The sequence below is a fragment of the Chromobacterium sp. Ag138 genome (assembly GCF_055181315.1).
Map to the genome: position 1 here is coordinate 939790 of NZ_JBUPWA010000001.1, position 17426 is coordinate 957215.

Genomic DNA, 17426 nt, shown 5'->3' on the forward strand with positions numbered 1-17426 from the left:
TCATCCCCGCCCAGGAGCCGCCGGCTTCCGGTTTGCCGATCAGCTTCAGCTGGCCGTTCTCCATCACCCCGGCCGTGCCGCTGCTGCCGGCCAGATCGAGTGAGCGGCTGGGCGCCAGCGCAGCCTGCAGTTCCGCCTCGCTCGGCTGCGCCGACAGCGACACGCTTTGATCGTAGCGTTTCTCTTCTACCACTTGTCCGGCGGCATCGTACTTGCGCTCCGTCACTTGCCCCAACGGATCTACGCTGTAACGCTGCCGGCCCGCCGCGTCGTAAACGTAACGCGTGACCCGATCGCGCGCCGAATCCTGCAGCGTCGGCAGGAAGGCCGCCAGCTGCTCCTGGCTACCCACTTGCGACAGCGTGCTCTGCTCCTCCTGGATATCCGCGCTAACATCCCAACCCTGAGTCACGCCATCAAAATGCGTGAAGGTTTCCGACAACACCTCTCCGCGCTGCACGCTGCTGACGCGCAGATTGTCATACACCACGCCCGCATTTGCGTCGCTCTGGCCCACCATGTTGTAGAGGTACACCAACATAGTGTCATCATGACCCGTCATCTGATGCGTCAACGTCAGCGTCTGCCACCCGCCATTGCCGGGCTGCGCCACTACGACGGCGTTGTCAAAGGCAGACAGGGGATTACCGAGCTGCATCTGGCCAATCAACCCCACCGGCGCCTTGAAGCGCACGGTCGCAGTTACCACGTCGCCGACTTTGAAATTGCTCAGATTTTTGGAGATGGCGTGCCATTGGCCATCTTTGTTCTTGATCTTCACCCCGCCGCCGTTCGGCACAGTGTTGGCCAGTTCGCGCCTGGCGGTGACATTGCCCGCCGCGTCGTACTCATACTGCGTCACCGCGCCGGCGGCGTTCACCACGTAGCTCTGACGGCCCGCCGCGTCGTACACCGTGCGCGTAATCTGGTCCTGCGCCGTCGCGCTCAGCCGGGCCTCAACATCCGACAGCTTCGACGCCTGGTCTAATCCGTCCAGCTTGATCGCCGTCGCGTAACGCACGCTGGCAGTGACATGCCCCGCCGCGTCGTAGCGCTGCTCCGTCACCTGCCCCAGCGGGTCGATGCTGTAGTACAGCCGGTCGTTGCCGTCGTACACATAGCGCATGACCTGGCCCGCCGCGTCGGTCTTGGCGGTGACGTTGCCGTTGCCGTCGTAACTGTAGCGCGTGCTCAGGCTCAGCTTCTGCGGATCGACCGTCTCGCGAACGCGCCGCCCGGCGCCGTCGTATTCGTATTCGGTGACTTTGGCCTGGGCGGTGCCGGCCGCTTCGGTGACCCGCACTTTCCGACCCTGGGCGTCGTAGTCGTAGGCGGTGGTCAGCTTGAGCCCGTCCGGGTCGACGATGACGGCTTGCAGCCGGCCATTGGCGTCGTAGCGGCTTTCGGTGACCCGCCCGCCCGGCTCGGTCTGCCGCAATACGCGGCCCTGGGCGTCGTAACGGGTTTGCGTGGTCAGCTTCAGGCCGTCGGGGTCGACGGTGCGGCTGAGCGCGCGCCCGGCGGCGTCGTATTGGTAGGCGGTCTTGACGCCGCGGATGTCGGTGCTGATGGCCAGTTGGCCGGCGCTGTCGTAGCCGCTGCGGGTCGCGCCGGCCGGGGTGGTGGTGGACAGCAGCTGGCCGTCGCGGTTGTATTGGTAGGTGGTGACGTGGCCCAGCGGGTCGGTCAGCTGGACGGTTTCGCCGTAGGCGTTCTGCTGGCTGACGGTCTGGATGCCGCCCGGCTGGGTGATCGTCACCGTGCCGGCGGCGTCGTCGTAGACGGTGGCGGTGACGTGGCCGAGCGCGTCGGTGTGGCTCAGCGTGCGGCCGAAGGCGTCGTAGGCGGTGGTTTGGCTGCCGCCTTGCGGGTCGCGCGCGGCGAGCTGCCGGCCGAGCTTGTCGTAGTCGACATGGCGGACGTTGCCGTTGGCGTCGATGCTGTCGGTGAGCCGGCCGAAGGCGTCGTAGCGGGCCTGGGTGCTCAAACCCAGGCCTTCGGCGTCGGCGGTCTGGCCGACGGCCAGGCCGCGGCGGTCGTAGGCGCTGCGTTGCAGCGCGCTGCGGTTGGCGTCCAGCCGCAGCCGGTGGCCGATGGCGTCGCCGAAGGCGTTGTAGTCCCAGCGCTCGCGCTCCGCGCTCAGGCTGTCGCCGGCGGCGACGCGTTGGCCCAGGCGGTTGTACTGGCTGGTTTCGACGCTGTCGGCGACGGTCTGCACACCGGAGACCAGGGTCCCCAGGTCGTTGCGGGCGCCGCCGTTGAGGCGGGCCAACTGCTCGGCGCTCAGCCGGGTGGCGTAGCGGCGGCTGTCGATGGCTTCGCCGAAGGCGTTGTAGCGGATTTCGCTGACTTCGCCCAGGCTGTTGAGGGTGTGGCTGAGCCGTCCTGCGCCGTCGTAGTAGTACAGGGTGCGGCGGCCGGCGCCGCCCTGGCCGTCGGGGCTCAGGCTGGCGAGGCGTTGGCCGCCGGCGTTGTAGTAGTGGCGGGTGCCCCAGCGCGACCAGACGGCGTCGATCTGCGCCGCCGTGGCGGCATTGCCGAGGGCGGCCAGCGCCTGCGCGCCTTCGCCGCCCAGGGTCTGGATCGCCCGGCCCTGGCTGTCGTAGCGGCTCAGCTGGCTGCGGCTGTCGGCGCCGGCGCTGCGGGTGGTGGCGGTGAGATGGCCTTGCGCGTCGTATTGGTAGGTGGTCACCAGGCCGCTAGGTTGCGTCTCTTCGCGGATCAGTTGGCCGGCGTCGTCGTATTGCCGCAGCGTCTTGCGGTCGTTGCGGTCGGCCGCCGGACGCAGCTGGGCCAGGCTGTCGCCGGCGTTGGCGCGCTGGGCGTAGCGCAGGGTCTGGGCGACCCGGCCCTGGCTGTCGTACAGGGTCTCGGTCAGGTAGCCTTCGGCGTCGACTTGGCCGACGACGCGGCCTTCGCCGTCGTGCAGGGTTCGCGTGCGCTGGTCGGCGGCGCTGGCGGCCGGACGGATGGCCGCCAGGGTGTCGCCGGCGTTGGCGCGCGCGGCGTAGCGGAGGGTGTCGACGGCGTGGCCGGCGCCGTCGTAGCGGGTTTCGGTCAGGTAGCCCTCGCCGTCCAGCTGGCCGAGCAGCAGACCATCGGCGTCGTAGAAGGCGCGGCTGACGCGGTCGTTGGCCGGATCGGCCGCCGGCTGGTTGGCGGCGTCGTCGGGGTTCGGTTCGCCGCTGGCCTGCGCCAGCGCCGCCAGACGGTCGGCGGACAGCCGGTTGGCGTAGCGGGTGCTGGCGCTGAGCCGGTCGCCGGCGTCGTACTGGTGGCGGGTGACCCCGCCTTCGGCGTCGATCGTCTGGATGAGCCGGCCCAGGCTGTCGTACAGCCGGTAGTCGACGCGGTCACCCGCCGGGTCGGCCGCCGGGCGCAGATCGGCCAGTTGCAGCGTCGCCGGGTCGCCGGCCAGCGCCGCCAGCTTCACCCGGTTGGCGTAGCGCAGCGTCGCGGTGACCTGGCCGTTGCCGTTGTAGCGCCATTCGGTGACGCCGCCTTCGTTGTCGATCTGGCCCACCTTGCGGCCCAGGCCGTCGTAAACCAGATAGGTGACGGCGCCGTTGGCGTCGGTCAGCTTCACCGGCAGGCCCTGGGCGTTGTAGCGGGTGCTGGCCGTGCCCAACGCCCCGCCGGCATCCTGCTGCAGCGCGCCGATCAGCTGGCCGGCGGCGTCGTAGCTGCTGACGGTGGTGAGGCCGTTGCTGAGGCTGACCCGGGTCTGGCGCTGGGCGTCGTTGTAGACGGTGACGGTGGCGACCTGATTGCCGTCCACCGCGCGCAGCACGCGGTTGAGGCCGTCGTACAGGTAGCTGGCGCGCACCGCGCCGCTGCCGTCCAGTTGTTGCAGCAGATTGCCGGCGGCGTCGTAGACGTAGCGGGTGACGATTTGCCGGCCATCGGCCACGCCGTTGCCCTGGGCGTCCAGCGCGGCGTAGCGGGTGGTCTGCGCCGCCAGCCCGCGCAGGTCGTAGGCGGTGTCCAGCCGTTCGATGCGGCTGGGGTCCTGCTTGGCGGCCCAGGCTTGCAGGTCGGCTTCGCCGGTCGTGTCGTCGGCGCCGGCGATGCCGCCCTGGTAGGCCAGCCGGCTCACTTCCCGGCCCTGGGCGTCGTAGCGGCGCTCCACCACCCGGCCTTCGGCGCTGATGCTGAAGCGCAGGCGCAGGCCGCTGGCGTCGTAGAGGCGGCGGCTGGTGCCGACGCCGGCGACGGTTTCGCTGACGAGCTGGTTCTGCGCGTTGTAGCGCCGGGTAGTCTGGCGTTGCTGCGCGTCGCGCGCGCCGACGCGGTTGCCGGCGGCGTCGTAGTCGTAGTGGGTGGTCTGGCCGCGGCCGTCGGTGACGTCGCTGACCCGGGCGTGGCTGTCGTAGGCGAAGCGCTGCTCCACCCCGCCGCCGGCGACGCGCCGCAGTTGGCCGTTGTCGTACTCGAGCTGGGTCGCCTGGTTGGCGGCGTCGGTGACGGTGGTGCGGCCGCCGCCGGCGTCGTAGTCGAAGCGGGTGGTCAGCGTCTGGCCGTCGCGCACGTCGCTGACGGTCTGGATCCGGTAGTCGGCCCCGACCTGGACGTAAGTGAAGTCCAGCCGGCTGCCGTCGCTCTGCTGCAGGCTGGCCACCCGGCGGCTGGCGCCGTCGTAGAGATAGCGGGTGGTGTAGACCTGGCCGTCGGCCACGCTGTTGTCGTCGGGCGTGAGATCGGTGGCGACGCTGCTCAAACGGCCCTGGGCGTCGTAGCCGTAGCGGGTGCGGGTCAGCGTCTGGCTCTGGCCGTCCTTCAGGTACACCGTGCGCAGCTGGCTGAGCTGGCCCTGGGCGTCGTAGTCGACAAACAATGCTTCGCCGCCGGCGCGCTTCAGGCTGACGATGCGGCCGGCGCCGTCGTAGCCGACGTCCACCGTCTGGCCGTCCCGGTCCCGGGTTTGCTGCAGCCGGCCGCCAGCGTCGTAGCGCTCCTGCGCCTGGCTGGCGCCGTCGGTCCAGGTCCAGCCTTGCGCGTCGCCGCGCAAGGTGTCGTCGGCGCCGCCATCGCTGCGCTGCGACACATACAGCCCGCGCCCGGCGTCATAGGCGTACAGGGTGTCGCTGCCGTCCTCGGCGATACGGTGGACGCTGCAGCCCGCCGTGTTCAGCGCGCCGGACAGGGCGCTCAGCTGGCGGCTGTAGCCCAGCCGCCAGTTGCCGGCGTCGCCGCCCTGGCCCTGGCTGTTGTAGGTGCGGATCAGGCCCAGCGGCAGGCCGCCGGCCAGGAACTCGTCCTGGTGCTGCAGGATCAGGTTGCCGTTGCCGGCGTTGACGTAGACCCGCTCGCCGCCGCGGCCGAACGCCGCCGCGCCCAGCTGGCCTGGCGCGCCCAGCGCCGCCAGTGATCCATTGCGCAGACCCAGTCCCGTTCCCGCTACCACTGCAACCATACCGCCACCCCATCAAAAGTCTGTTATGTCGAACAGCCTTATCCTGAGTTTGCGGCGAAAGTTTAGCGAAAAGCGAAAATATTTTATTCGCATTCGATCAATAAATTACACTTCTCTTTGAAATCAGCACCTTAAGTCAACAATCAACAATGAACTATCTACATAAAAAATGGCGCGATCCTTAACCAGATCGCGCCACGCGCGTCAATCAGCGGACAAACAGCGTCACATCGCCGCCACCACCGCGTCGCCCATGCCGGAGCAGCTGACCTTCTCGCAGCCTGCTTCGTAGATGTCGGCGGTGCGATAGCCCCGGGCCAGCACCTTCTTCACCGCGCCCTCGACGCGCAGGGCGGCGGCTTCCTGGCCGAAGCTGTAGCGCAGCATCATCGCGGCGGAAAGGATGGTGGCCAGCGGATTGGCCAGGTTCTGGCCGGCAATATCCGGCGCCGAGCCGTGGCTGGGCTCGTAAAGGCCTTTGTTGTTCTGGTCCAGCGAGGCGGACGGCAGCATGCCGATGGAGCCGGTCAGCATGGAGGCTTCGTCGGATAGGATGTCGCCGAAGATGTTGCCGGTGACCATCACGTCGAACTGCTTGGGATTGCGCACCAGCTGCATCGCGGCGTTGTCGACGTACATGTGGCTGAGCTCCACCTGCGGATATTCTCGCGCCACGTCTATCATGATTTCCTTCCAGAACTCGGTGGTTTCCAGCACATTGGCCTTGTCCACCGAACAGAGCTTTTTATTGCGCTTCATGGCGATACCGAAGGCGACATGGGCGATGCGCCGCACTTCGCTCTCGCTATAGCGCATGGTGTTGTAGGCCTCGCGCTCGCCCAGTTCGTTGACGGCGATGCCGCGCGGCTGGCCGAAGTAGATGTCGCCGGTCAGTTCGCGCACGATCATGATGTCCAGCCCCGCCACCACCTCCGGCTTCAGCGTGGAGGCGTTGGCCAGCTCGGGGTACAGGATGGCCGGCCGCAGATTGGCGAACAGGCCCAGGTCCTTGCGAATGGCCAAGAGGCCGCGCTCGGGGCGCAGCGGACGATCCAGCTTGTCGTAAGCCGGGCCGCCCACCGCGCCCAGCAGCACCGCGTCCGCTTCGCGCGCCAGCTTCTGCGTGGCTTCCGGATACGGCGCGCCGTACTGGTCGTAGGCGGCGCCGCCCAGCGGCGCGTGTTCGGTTTCAATCTTCAAACCGTCGCGACGCAACACGTCCAGCACGCGCTCGGCTTGGGCAATGATTTCCGGACCGATGCCGTCTCCCGGCAGGATGGCGATCTTCATGAATGCTCCTTTATTTCCGCTTGTCGTCGTCGCGCCGGGTCAGCCGCTCCACCAGCGCCCGTTCGCAACATTTGAATACGATATAAGCCGCCATCGCGGCATAGCCGGACAGCAGCAGTTCTCCCAGCTGGCGTAACGCGCCGTCCATCGCCGCCTGCCAGCCCGCATCCAGCCACAGCTTGAGATTGAGCTGCAACAACAGCGCCAGGTTGACGGTGGCGGCGCCGAACAGCAGAAAACTCAGGCCCAGCAGCAGGAAGGCCGCCAGCGGGCGGCGATGCAGCCAGGCCAGCCAGCCGCGGCCGCTCATGGCGATCCACCTTCCGCTTTCATTCCTGTCCCGCCTTGTCCAGCTGGAGCATGCCGCTTTTTTCGACGATGCCGGTCGGCAGGCCATCCAGGCTGACGCCGTTCCGGTTTCGCCAGTAGTCGCGGATGCCCGGCTCGCCCTTGGCGCGGGCCCAAGCGTTCAATTGCTCCCGCTCGCCCTGGTATTGATAGCAAGGCACAGCCATGCCGCAAGAGGCCTGCACCAGCTCCACGTTCAGCAAGAATATCTGGCGCGCGCCCGGCAAGCGATTGAACAGGCCATAACAGCTGTCCCAGTCGGCATCGCCTTGATGGACCGCCCGCGCCTGGCCATACAGGCGCAGGATCAGCGGCTTGCCTTCAAACGCGCAGAACATCAAGGTCATGCGCGGGCTATGCTCGACATGGCAGGCGGTCTCGTTGCCGCTGCCGGTGACGTTCAGCCAGGCCACCCGATTCGGCCCCAACACCCGCAGCGAGTCCATGCCCTTGGGCGACAGATTGACATGGCCGTCCGCCATGGCGGTGGCGACAAAAAACAGCTTTTGCCCGGCGATGAACTCGCGGTGCGAGTCTTGCAATTCCTGGTAACGCTGCCCCATGCCGGGCCTCCCTCAACAATGAACCGCCCTGTTGGCGGACATGCTTGTCTTACGCAAAATGCTCCGCGTTCTCCGGCACCGCCACCCAGCCATGCTTCCTGTCCTCATAAACCGACACGCTGGGCGGAGGAAAGCCGGGGTCGGCAAATGCGCCCACCGGTATCGCCACAAACTCTTCCAGCCCTTCCGGCTCGTAGTACACGGTGGCGCCGCAAACCGGGCAAAAGTGGAATTTGACGCGGGAGCCTTCGTCGCCCACGCGGACGTAGACGGTGGAATCGCCGGCAATGGCAACGTCCTTGCGGTAGAACCTGGCCTGCTGGCCAAAGACGCTGCCGGTGCGGCGCTGGCAGGCCAGACAGTGGCAGATGGAGACGCGTACCGGGTCACTTGCGACTTGGGCGGTAAGCTGGCCGCAGCTGCATGCGGCAAGGCGATTGGGCATGGGACGCTCTCTTCCAGTAGCTGATATTGGGTTGAAGCGGCGCCTTCGCTGGGTGCCCCTTCACGCGGATGCTTGCCTATTCCGCAGGCAGGCGGCCGGACAGCGATACGCTTTTCAGGCAAACAGCCAGGGCTGCGCCGCGCGGCGCTTCGCCTCGAAAGCCTTGATCTCGTCGGCATGTTGCAAGGTCAGGCCGATTTCGTCCAGGCCGCCCAGCAGGCAGTGCTTGCGATGCTCGGTGATATCGAACAGGAAGGCCTGGCCTGACGGGGCGAACACGGTCTGCGCCGCCAGATCCACCTTCAGGCTGTAGCCCGGCGACTGCTCGCACTCGCGGAACAACTGGTCCACGATATCCGCCGCCAGCACGATGGGCAACAAGCCGTTCTTGTAGCAATTGTTGAAGAAGATGTCGGCGAAGCTGGGCGCGATCACTACGCGGAAGCCCTGGTCGTCCAGCGCCCACGGCGCGTGCTCGCGGCTGGAGCCGCAGCCGAAGTTCTCGCGCGCCAGCAGGATCTGCGCGCCCTGGTAGCGCGGCTGGTTCAGCACGAAGTCAGGGTTGAGCGGACGCTGGCTGTTGTCCATGCCCGGTTCGCCGTGGTCCAGGTAGCGCCATTCGTCGAACAAATTGGGGCCGAAGCCGGACCGCTTGATCGACTTCAGGAACTGCTTGGGGATGATCGCGTCGGTGTCGACGTTGGCCCGGTCCAGCGGGCAGACCAGCCCCTGCAAAGTGGTGAATGCTTTCATATTGCGCTCCCTGTTCAGGATGGCGCGGGGTTACTCGGCGGTGCGTTTGATCGCTTCCCCGCCTTTTTCCACCGCATTGCCGATCGCCTGTCCAGCCTTCTGCAGTCCGTGGCCCACCGCCTGCCCGCCTTCCTTGGCGTCGGTTTTGATGCCTTGCACGGTGTTGCAGCCGCCCAGCAGCAGGGCCAGGCTCAGACAAACCATCTCTTTTTTCATGTGATGCGCTCCATTCGGGTGGCGGCCGGGCCGCCGGTCTGACAAAGGGACATTCTAAGCAATCCCGGCGTTTTCGTCAGACCTCTGCCCCGAACGGGCGTCCGATTGCGCTCAGTTGGCGGCCAGGCCGCGCACGTCGACAAAATGGCCGGCCACCGCCGCCGCCGCCGCCATCGCCGGGCTCACCAGGTGGGTGCGTCCGCCCTGGCCCTGGCGGCCTTCGAAGTTGCGATTGGAGGTGGAGGCGCAACGCTCGCCCGGCAGCAGCCGGTCGGCATTCATCGCCAGGCACATCGAACACCCCGGCTCGCGCCACTCGAAACCGGCGGCGACGAAAATCTTGTCCAGCCCCTCGGCCTCGGCCTGCGCCTTGACCAGGCCGGAGCCCGGCACCACCAGCACCTGCTTGACGCTGCCGGCCTTGCGGCGGCCCCTGGCCACCGCGGCCGCCTCGCGCAGATCTTCGATGCGGCTGTTGGTACAGGAGCCGATGAACACCACGTCCACCGGAATCTGGTCTATCGGCGTATCCGCCTCCAGTCCCATATACGCCAGCGCGCGCTCGATGCCGGCCTTCTTCACCGGATCGCTTTCATTGGCGGGGTTCGGCACCTTGCCGCCCACCGCCGTCACCATTTCCGGAGAGGTGCCCCAGGTGACCTGCGGCTGAATGTCGGCGGCCTGCAGGACGACCACTTCGTCGAAATGCGCGCCGTCGTCGGAATGCAGTGTGCGCCAGTAGGCGACGGCCTGCTCCCACTGCTCGGCCTTGGGCGCGTATGGCCGCCCCTTGACGTAGTCGATGGTCTTGTCATCCACCGCCACCAGGCCGGAACGCGCGCCACCCTCGATCGCCATATTGCACAGCGTCATCCGCCCTTCCATGCTCAAGCCGCGGATCGCCTCGCCGCCGAACTCGATGGCGTAGCCGGTGCCGCCGGCGGTGCCGATCTTGCCGATGATCGCCAGCGCCACATCCTTGGCGGTGACGCCGGCGCCCAGCTGGCCGTCCACTCTCACCAGCATGTTTTTGGATTTCTTGGCCGTCAGGCACTGGGTGGCCATCACATGCTCGACCTCGGAGGTGCCGATGCCGTGGGCCAGCGCGCCGAAAGCGCCGTGAGTGGAGGTGTGGCTGTCGCCGCACACCACCGTCATGCCGGGCAGCGTGGCGCCCTGCTCCGGGCCCATCACGTGGACGATGCCCTGGCCCTTGTCCTTGAACGGGAAGTAAGCCAGCGCGCCAAAGGCCTTGATGTTGGCGTCCAGCGTTTCCACCTGCTGGCGCGAGATCGGGTCCTTGATGCCCTGATCCCAATGATCGGTCGGCGTGTTGTGGTCGGCGGTGGATACCACGGAATCGACGCGCCACAGCTTGCGCCCGGCCAGCTTCAGCCCTTCGAAGGCTTGCGGGCTGGTCACTTCGTGCACCAGGTGGCGGTCGATGTACAGCAGCGCGGTGCCGTCGGCCTCCTCGCGCACCACGTGGCTGTTCCAAAGTTTGTCGTACAAGGTTTGCGCGGTCATGTTGCGGTTCCTCGGGTCATCGTTGACTGCATATTCGAACAGCTTTGATCCTGTTACAAGATAAGCAGTTATACTGGTATAAAAACCAACAGGATAAGACCATGGATACCGCCGCCACGCCATTGGGCGCCTTCCTGCGCGCCCACCGCGAGCGACTGACGCCGCAGCAGGCCGGCCTGCCCGCCGGATTGCGCCGCCGCGCCAAAGGCTTGCGCCGCGAGGAAGTGGCGCAGCTGGCCGGCATCAGCGCCACCTGGCTCACCTGGCTGGAACAGGGCCGCAGCGAATCGGTGTCCGCGCATACGCTGGGCCGCCTCGCCGCCGCGCTGCAGCTGTCCGGCGCGGAAACCGACTACCTGTTTGATCTGGCTGGCTTGAAGAACCCGCAGGAGAAGCGCGCCGAAGCCAATCCGCAGGCGCGGGAGATACTGGAGAAGATGTTGCCGCGCATCGACATGCCGGCTTACGTGCTGGACCGCCGCTGGCGCGCGGTGGCCTGGAACCGGGCGGCCGAAGAACTGTTCTGCGACTGGCTGGGCCGGCCGGACGCCAGCCGCGATCAGTTGGACTTCATTTTCCTGATGCCGGAATCCCGCGGCTTCATCGACAACTGGCCGGAACGGGCCCGGCGCGTGGTCGCCGAGCTGCGCGCCGACCTGGGCCAGCAACTGGATGACGCGGAAACCGCGGGCATGCTGGAGAAACTGCGCCGCGAAAGCCCCGAGTTCGACCGGCTGTGGCAGCAGCAGGACGTGCTCGAGCGCGAAGGCGGCGAGCGCGGCTTCAACCACCCTCGCCTCGGCCGCCTGCAGAAACAGCAAATCACGCTGCGGCCGGCCAACGCGCCGGAATTCAAACTGGTGATGCTGCTCTGAGCTTGCCGGCCGGCCGCAGCCAGCGCAGGCACACCAGCACGCCGATCAAGGCCGCCACGGCCGACATCGCGAAGGTCGGCATCACGCCGCCATGCGGCCACACCAGCCCGCCGATCAGGCCGCCGCCGCTGCCGCCGACGCCGAAGGACGCGACGATGTACAAGCCCTGCGCGCGGCCGTGGTGCTGCTCGGCGAACATGCGGTTGATCAGGCCGATGGCCGACGCGTGGTGCAAGGCGTAGGTCAGCGCGTGCAAGGCCTGGGCGAAGGCGGCCACCGCCGGCGAGGCCAGGCAGGTAGCGATCAGGCCGAAACGCAGCACCGCCGCCGATAGCGACGCCAGCATCAATGCTTCCAGCCCGAAACGGCGCATGATGCGCGGCATCAGCATGAAGACGCCCACCTCGAACACCACGCCCAGCGCCCACAGCGCGCCGACAGCCGCCTTGTCGTAGCCGAAGGCCTTCAAGCCCAGCGAATAGAAAGTGTAGTAAGGGCCATGGGCGAAGGCCTGCAGAAAGCAGCAAGCGAACAGCGCCATCACCGCCGGCTTCTTCAGCGTGTCCCAGATCGGCCCGGCCGGCTTGGGCTTGTCCTGCGGCACCACCTCCGGCACCTTGAACGCGGCCAGCGCCACGCCGGCCAGCAGCGCCGAGACGATCCACGGCGTCGCCGCGATGCCCAGCCAGTCCAGCAGATAGCCGCCGCTCATCGCCAGGCAGACGAAGCCGATCGACCCCCATACCCGCACCCGGCTGTAGCGGCCGGGATTGTCGCGCGTCAGGTAGGCGGTGCTGGCCTCGACCAAGGGCAAGGCGGCGGCCCAGAAGAAATGAGACACCGCCAGGCTGACGAAGATCCACCAGAAGCCGTCATGCAAGCCCACCAGGCAGAAACTGGCGGCCGACAGGACGGAAGTGGTGACGATGATGTTGCGCCGGCGGCCGCTTCGGTCCGCCAGCCAGCCCCAGAAGCCCGGCGCGACGATCCGCGCCAGCGTGGACAGCGCCATCAGCACCGAGATCTGCCAAGCGCTGAACGACAGCGACTGCAGATACAGGCCCCAGAACGGGCTGAACATGCCCTGGAAGGTGAAATAGGTGAAATAGAACGAAGCGAACGGCCACAACGACTGCATGGTCATCTTTCTGAAGGTTCGATGCCGGGCGCCCTACGGCGCCGGGCCGACGCCGCGATGGCGGCTAAAACGACGATTTGAAGCGGGATATCTCGCGGCGGGCCTTCTTGGTGGGTCGGCCGTCGCCATGCGGGAAGCTGGCGTGCTCGGCCTTCAGCAGCAGCGATCGTTCCTCGCGGGCGGCGATGGACGCCTCGTCCTCGCGGTACATCAGCGCCGCCTCCTTGGCCGGCCGGCGCTGAGTGGAGAGCTGCAGCACCTCCACGTTGTACTCCAGCTGATTCAGGCGCAACAGCAGCCTGTCGCCCTCCGTCACCACCCGAGAGGCCTTGACCCGGTCGCCGTTGACCAGCACCCGGCCCAGCTCCAGCGCCTCGTGCGCCAGCTGGCGCGTCTTGAAGAAGCGCGCCGCCCACAGCCATTTGTCGAGACGCACCTTGTCGTCGTCCCGTTCTTCCTGCCTTGCCATCATTCAACCTTCCAATGCGCCGACACCTGCCCATGCAGGCTGAGGTCCAATTCATCGCCGGACACGATGCGCGCCACGCCATCCGGCGTGCCGGTGAAGATCAGGTCGCCGTCGGACAGGCCGTAAAGCCTGGACAGATAGCTGATCTGTTCCGCCAGCGTGAACAGCATCAGGCCGGCGTCGCCGCTCTGGCGCAGCTGGCCGTTGACCCGCAATTCGAACTTCAGCCGCTGCGGGTCCGCCACCCGGGCCGCCGGCACCAGCGTGGACACGCAGGCCGCGCCGCGAAAACCCTTGGCCTTGGTCCATGGATGGCCCTTGCGCTTGGCCTCCACCTGCGCGTCGCGCGCGGTCAGATCCAGGCCAATGCCGTAGCCCGCCACATGGCTCAGCGCCGCGTCCGGCGGAATGTCGTTTCCGCCCTTGCCTATCAGCGCCACCAGCTCGCACTCGTGATGAACGTCTTCGGAATAGGCCGGCAGGCGAATGGGCGAGGACTCGTCCTGCAGCGCCGACGTGGGCTTCAGAAACACCAGTGGCTCATCTTCCACCTTGTTGCCCAGCTCGGCGGCGTGCGCGGCGTAATTTCGGCCGATGCAGAAAATATTGCCGACGCGGACGGCGTGTAAGCCAAGTTTTACACTCGACATTGCAATTCCCCCTGAATTTCGAAGTCGATTATCCCACAAGCGATGTCAAACCCATACCGCGAAACGCCTTGTGTTTTATGACGGTTTGTGCATCGCAGCAACAAACTGCGCCCCGCGCCCGCCTTATGGCGGATTTCGCCGCCGGACGGCGTGAAAATGTCATGCAACCCTGTTAAAGTCGCAGGGACATCCGCTTGACCATGCAGTCCAGACATTCAGACAGGCTTCGACAACGATTTGCACGTTTCAGGAGATTCATCTTGTCCCAGAATAGTACCGCCGCGCTGGAAGGTTTCTTCACCAGCCTCTCCGAGGCCAACCAGCAATGGATGCAGCAGTTCGTCAACTCACTGTCGCCGGCCTACGCCCCCGGCGCCGAAAACCATCCGTTCTCCGGTGCCTGGTCCCAGCTGATGAATCAGACCAATCAGCTGTTCGCCCTGCAGTCCTCGCTATACCAGCAACAAATCAACCTGTGGTCGCAGTTCCTCGGCCAGACCTCCGGCCAGCATGCCCCGGCCGAGCCGGGTGCCAAGCCCGCCGACCGCCGCTTCGCGTCGCCGGAATGGAACGAGCACCCGTTCTACAACTTCCTCAAGCAGAGCTATCTGCAAACCTCCAAATGGATGATGGAGCTGGTGGACAAGACCCAGCTCGACGAGGACGCCAAGGACAAGCTGGCTTTCGCCACCCGCCAGTACCTGGACGCGATGTCGCCCAGCAACTTCATGCTGACCAACCCGGATGTGGTCAAGCGCGCGATCGAGACCAAGGGCGAAAGCCTGGTCGAAGGCATGAAGAACATGCTGGACGACATCCAGAAGGGCCACATCTCGATGTCGGACGAAAGCAAGTTCGAGATCGGCAAGAACCTGGTGGTCACGCCGGGCCAGGTGGTGTTCCGCAACGAGCTGATCGAACTGATCCAGTACACCCCCACCACCGACAAGGTGTACGAAAAACCGTTGCTGTTCATCCCGCCGTGCATCAACAAGTACTACCTGATGGACCTGCAGCCAGACAACTCGATGGTGCGCCACTTCGTCGCCCAGGGCTACCGCGTGTTCCTGATCAGCTGGCGCTCGGCCGTGTCCGAGATGCGGCACTTCACCTGGGAAACCTATATCGAGAAAGGCGTGTTCGAGGCGGCGGAAGCGGTGCAGAAGATCACCAAGCAGCCGACGATGAACGTGCTCGGCTTCTGTGTGGGCGGGGTCATCCTCACCACCGCGCTGTGCGTGGCCCAGGCCAAGGGACTGAAATACTTCGATTCCGCCACCTTCATGACCTCGCTGATCGACCATGCCGAGCCGGGCGAGATCTCCTTCTTCATCGACGAAAACGTCATCGCCGGCCGCGAAGCCAAGATGGCCGCCGGCGGCATCATCAGCGGCAAGGAGATCGGCCGCACCTTCGCCAGCCTGCGCGCCAACGATCTGGTATGGAACTACGTGGTCAACAACTATCTGCTGGGCAAGACCCCGGCGCCGTTCGACCTCCTGTTCTGGAACAATGACGCGGTGGACCTGCCGCTGCCGATGCACACCTTCCTGCTGCGCCAGTTCTACATGAACAACGCGCTGGTGCGTCCGGGCGCGATCACGCTGTGCGGCGTGCCCATCGACATCTCCAAGATCGACGTACCGGTCTACATGTTCGCCGCGCGCGACGACCATATCGTGCTGTGGAGCTCCGCCTTCTCCGGCCTGAAATACCTGGGCGGCGCGCCCAGCCGCCGCTTTGTACTCGGCGCGTCCGGCCACATCGCCGGCTCCATCAATCCGGTGACCAAGGACAAGCGCAACTACTGGGCCAACGACAAGCTGCCGCTGCACGCCGAAGAATGGCTGGAAGGCGCCGAGAGCCGCCCCGGCAGCTGGTGGAAGGACTGGGACGCCTGGCTGGCGCCGCAATCCGGCAAGCAGGTGGCCGCACCCAAGAGCCTGGGCAGCAAGGAGCTTCCGCCGCTGCTGCCGGCGCCGGGCGAATACGTGCTGGCCAAGGCCATGCCCGCCGTCGCCGCCAGCCTGCAATAACCCTATTCAAACGCCCTCCAGGGCCGCATGGCCCGCCTTCGGGCGGGCCGCAAGCAAAAGGAGAAAGACATGGAAGTAGCAATCGTAGCCGCGCAACGCACCGCCATCGGCAGCTTCGGCGGCGGACTGGCCAAGATTCCGGCGCCGGAGCTGGGCGCCGCCGTGATCAAGGCGCTGCTGGAAAAAACCGGCGTCAAGCCGGAAGACGTCAGCGAAGTGATCCTGGGCCAGGTGCTCACCGCCGGCAGCGGACAGAATCCGGCCCGCCAGGCGCTGATCAAGGCCGGCCTGCCGGTCACCACCCCGGCCACCACGTTGAACGTGGTGTGCGGCTCCGGCCTGCGCGCCGTGCATCTGGCGGCCCAGGCCATCCTGGCCGGCGACGCCGAGATCGTCATCGCCGGCGGCCAGGAGAGCATGTCGCTGTCCCCGCACATCCTGCCGGGCTCCCGCGACGGCTTCCGCATGGGCAACGCCCAGCTGGTGGACACCATGGTCAACGACGGCCTGACCGACGCCTACAACGCCTACCACATGGGCATCACCGCCGAGAACGTGGCCGCCAAATACGGCATAGGCCGCGAAGAGCAGGACGCCTTCTCGCTGCAATCCCAGCAGCGCGCCGCAGCAGCCCAGAAAGCCGGCAAGTTCAAGGACGAGATCGTCCCGGTGCTGGTGCCGCAGCGCAAGGGCGACCCGCTGGCCTTCGACGCCGACGAGTTCATCAAGCATGACGCCAGCGCCGAAGGCTTGGCCAAGCTGCGCGCGGCCTTCAAGAAAGACGGCACCGTCACCGCCGGCAACGCCTCCGGCATCAACGACGGCGCCGCCGCCGTGCTGCTGATGTCCACCCAGAAGGCCGACCAGCTGGGCCTGAAGCCGCTGGCCGTCATCAAGGGCTACGCGCTGACCGGCTGCGAGCCGGAAATCATGGGCATCGGCCCGGTGTCCGCCACCCGCAAGGCGCTCTCCAAAGCCGGCTGGAAAGTGGAAGACCTGGACCTGGTGGAAGCCAACGAAGCCTTCGCCGCCCAGGCGCTGGGCGTGGCCAAAGAGCTGGGCTGGGGTTCGGACAAGGTCAACGTCAATGGCGGCGCGATCGCGCTGGGCCACCCGATCGGCGCGTCCGGCTGCCGCGTGCTGGTGACGCTGCTGCACGAAATGCAGCGCCGCGGCGCCAAGAAGGGCCTGGCCACGCTGTGCATCGGCGGCGGCATGGGCGTGGCGCTGGCGGTTGAGCGCCCGTAAGCGCCTCCCGCCGTCAAATCAAAACCGCCGGATCTTCGCCGGCGGTTTTTTATTCCCTCAGTTTCCGCCGCCATCCCTGCGCTGCCCCCGTTCGCGCAGATAGGCGATGTCCAAATCCAGCGGCTGCCCCAGCCACATCGCGAAATCGCTGTGGTCCTCGACATCGTCGCCGCTGAGCGGGTGCACCAGGATATCCAGCTCGCCCCGGTTCAACATCAGCCACGGCACCAACTCGCCGAACTGCGCAACGTCGAACGCCAGCTGGTACGCCCCGCAGGGATGCGGCCCGTACGCCTGGTCGCGCCACCGCCCCACGCTGACATCGAAATGCTGCTGCACCGCCTCCCTGAGCCAACTCGCGCGCGTCTTGCTGTTTTCGTCGAAATACACATGGGCGTGATAGCCCGTCACTGTTATCGCCTGTTGCATGTTTATTCTCCCTCGCAGTTGCTGCC

At 66.4% G+C, this 17426-nt stretch carries 15 protein-coding genes; 3 read left to right on the forward strand and 12 right to left on the reverse strand.

What is annotated here, in order from left to right; genetic code table 11:
• The 8 genes from ACY3GB_RS03915 to leuC form a co-directional block, all read right to left on the reverse strand.
• Positions 1–5413 (reverse strand): DUF6531 domain-containing protein (locus ACY3GB_RS03915; RefSeq protein WP_463087586.1); only part of this gene is annotated, 5413 nt, incomplete at its 3' end.
• A 225-nt stretch (positions 5414–5638) separates the two neighbouring features.
• Positions 5639–6703 carry a 3-isopropylmalate dehydrogenase gene (gene leuB / locus ACY3GB_RS03920; protein ID WP_463087587.1) on the reverse strand — a complete coding sequence of 355 codons (1065 nt, stop codon included), beginning with the start codon at positions 6701–6703 and terminating at the stop codon, positions 5639–5641.
• Between the two features lie 10 nt (positions 6704–6713).
• On the reverse strand, positions 6714–7013 hold the full coding sequence (locus ACY3GB_RS03925) for a hypothetical protein (protein WP_463087588.1): 300 nt from the start codon (positions 7011–7013) through the stop codon (positions 6714–6716).
• 19 nt (positions 7014–7032) lie between these two features.
• Complete coding sequence (locus ACY3GB_RS03930) at positions 7033–7614, reverse strand: pyridoxamine 5'-phosphate oxidase family protein (protein ID WP_463087589.1); 582 nt, start codon at positions 7612–7614, stop codon at positions 7033–7035.
• 49 nt (positions 7615–7663) lie between these two features.
• Entirely contained in the window at positions 7664–8059 is a 396-nt protein-coding gene (locus tag ACY3GB_RS03935) for a GFA family protein (RefSeq protein WP_463087590.1), read from the reverse strand.
• A 114-nt stretch (positions 8060–8173) separates the two neighbouring features.
• A complete protein-coding gene (leuD, locus tag ACY3GB_RS03940) occupies positions 8174–8812 on the reverse strand; it encodes a 3-isopropylmalate dehydratase small subunit (RefSeq protein ID WP_463087591.1) in 639 nt (212 codons plus the stop codon).
• 30 nt (positions 8813–8842) lie between these two features.
• Positions 8843–9028, reverse strand: coding sequence for an entericidin EcnAB (locus ACY3GB_RS03945; protein WP_103902830.1), 186 nt, complete (start codon positions 9026–9028; stop codon positions 8843–8845).
• Positions 9029–9139: 111 nt separating this feature from the next.
• Complete coding sequence (gene leuC / locus ACY3GB_RS03950) at positions 9140–10555, reverse strand: 3-isopropylmalate dehydratase large subunit (RefSeq protein WP_463087592.1); 1416 nt, start codon at positions 10553–10555, stop codon at positions 9140–9142.
• Between the two features lie 101 nt (positions 10556–10656).
• Here leuC and ACY3GB_RS03955 point away from each other — a divergent pair, with 101 nt between their 5' ends.
• Positions 10657–11430: a helix-turn-helix transcriptional regulator gene (locus tag ACY3GB_RS03955; RefSeq protein WP_463087593.1), complete on the forward strand. Its 774-nt coding sequence runs from the start codon at positions 10657–10659 to the stop codon at positions 11428–11430.
• Here ACY3GB_RS03955 and ACY3GB_RS03960 read toward each other — a convergent pair.
• The 3 genes from ACY3GB_RS03960 to ACY3GB_RS03970 form a co-directional block, all read right to left on the reverse strand.
• Positions 11408–12568 carry an MFS transporter gene (locus tag ACY3GB_RS03960; protein ID WP_463087594.1) on the reverse strand — a complete coding sequence of 387 codons (1161 nt, stop codon included), beginning with the start codon at positions 12566–12568 and terminating at the stop codon, positions 11408–11410. The genes ACY3GB_RS03955 and ACY3GB_RS03960 overlap by 23 nt on opposite strands.
• 64 nt (positions 12569–12632) lie before the next feature.
• Positions 12633–13037: an RNA-binding S4 domain-containing protein gene (locus tag ACY3GB_RS03965; protein WP_463090914.1), complete on the reverse strand. Its 405-nt coding sequence runs from the start codon at positions 13035–13037 to the stop codon at positions 12633–12635.
• Positions 13037–13687, reverse strand: coding sequence for a fumarylacetoacetate hydrolase family protein (locus ACY3GB_RS03970; protein WP_463087595.1), 651 nt, complete (start codon positions 13685–13687; stop codon positions 13037–13039). The genes ACY3GB_RS03965 and ACY3GB_RS03970 overlap by 1 nt, the downstream gene beginning before the upstream one ends.
• Before the next feature lie 329 nt (positions 13688–14016).
• On the opposite strand from ACY3GB_RS03970, the gene ACY3GB_RS03975 reads away from it, so the two are divergent.
• Positions 14017–15723, forward strand: a complete 1707-nt coding sequence (locus ACY3GB_RS03975) for a PHA/PHB synthase family protein (protein ID WP_463090915.1) — start codon at positions 14017–14019, stop codon at positions 15721–15723.
• Between the two features lie 69 nt (positions 15724–15792).
• Positions 15793–16971 carry an acetyl-CoA C-acetyltransferase gene (locus ACY3GB_RS03980; RefSeq protein ID WP_463087596.1) on the forward strand — a complete coding sequence of 393 codons (1179 nt, stop codon included), beginning with the start codon at positions 15793–15795 and terminating at the stop codon, positions 16969–16971.
• Between the two features lie 57 nt (positions 16972–17028).
• Here the strand turns inward: ACY3GB_RS03980 and ACY3GB_RS03985 are convergent, their stop codons facing one another.
• Complete coding sequence (locus tag ACY3GB_RS03985) at positions 17029–17400, reverse strand: DOPA 4,5-dioxygenase family protein (protein WP_463087597.1); 372 nt, start codon at positions 17398–17400, stop codon at positions 17029–17031.
• Positions 17401–17426: the final 26 nt, after the last annotated feature.

What these genes read in the sequence shown, in the direction of transcription:
- ACY3GB_RS03985 (WP_463087597.1), bottom strand. Translation starts at nt 17,400, where the DNA reads ATGCAACAGGCGATAACAGTGACGGGCTATCACGCCCATGTGTATTTC.
- ACY3GB_RS03965 (WP_463090914.1), bottom strand. Translation starts at nt 13,037, where the DNA reads ATGGCAAGGCAGGAAGAACGGGACGACGACAAGGTGCGTCTCGACAAA.
- ACY3GB_RS03970 (WP_463087595.1), bottom strand. Translation starts at nt 13,687, where the DNA reads ATGTCGAGTGTAAAACTTGGCTTACACGCCGTCCGCGTCGGCAATATT.
- ACY3GB_RS03945 (WP_103902830.1), bottom strand. Translation starts at nt 9,028, where the DNA reads ATGAAAAAAGAGATGGTTTGTCTGAGCCTGGCCCTGCTGCTGGGCGGC.
- leuB (WP_463087587.1), bottom strand. Translation starts at nt 6,703, where the DNA reads ATGAAGATCGCCATCCTGCCGGGAGACGGCATCGGTCCGGAAATCATT.
- leuC (WP_463087592.1), bottom strand. Translation starts at nt 10,555, where the DNA reads ATGACCGCGCAAACCTTGTACGACAAACTTTGGAACAGCCACGTGGTG.
- ACY3GB_RS03980 (WP_463087596.1), top strand. Translation starts at nt 15,793, where the DNA reads ATGGAAGTAGCAATCGTAGCCGCGCAACGCACCGCCATCGGCAGCTTC.
- ACY3GB_RS03935 (WP_463087590.1), bottom strand. Translation starts at nt 8,059, where the DNA reads ATGCCCAATCGCCTTGCCGCATGCAGCTGCGGCCAGCTTACCGCCCAA.
- ACY3GB_RS03955 (WP_463087593.1), top strand. Translation starts at nt 10,657, where the DNA reads ATGGATACCGCCGCCACGCCATTGGGCGCCTTCCTGCGCGCCCACCGC.
- ACY3GB_RS03930 (WP_463087589.1), bottom strand. Translation starts at nt 7,614, where the DNA reads ATGGGGCAGCGTTACCAGGAATTGCAAGACTCGCACCGCGAGTTCATC.
- ACY3GB_RS03960 (WP_463087594.1), bottom strand. Translation starts at nt 12,568, where the DNA reads ATGCAGTCGTTGTGGCCGTTCGCTTCGTTCTATTTCACCTATTTCACC.
- leuD (WP_463087591.1), bottom strand. Translation starts at nt 8,812, where the DNA reads ATGAAAGCATTCACCACTTTGCAGGGGCTGGTCTGCCCGCTGGACCGG.
- ACY3GB_RS03975 (WP_463090915.1), top strand. Translation starts at nt 14,017, where the DNA reads ATGCAGCAGTTCGTCAACTCACTGTCGCCGGCCTACGCCCCCGGCGCC.
- ACY3GB_RS03925 (WP_463087588.1), bottom strand. Translation starts at nt 7,013, where the DNA reads ATGAGCGGCCGCGGCTGGCTGGCCTGGCTGCATCGCCGCCCGCTGGCG.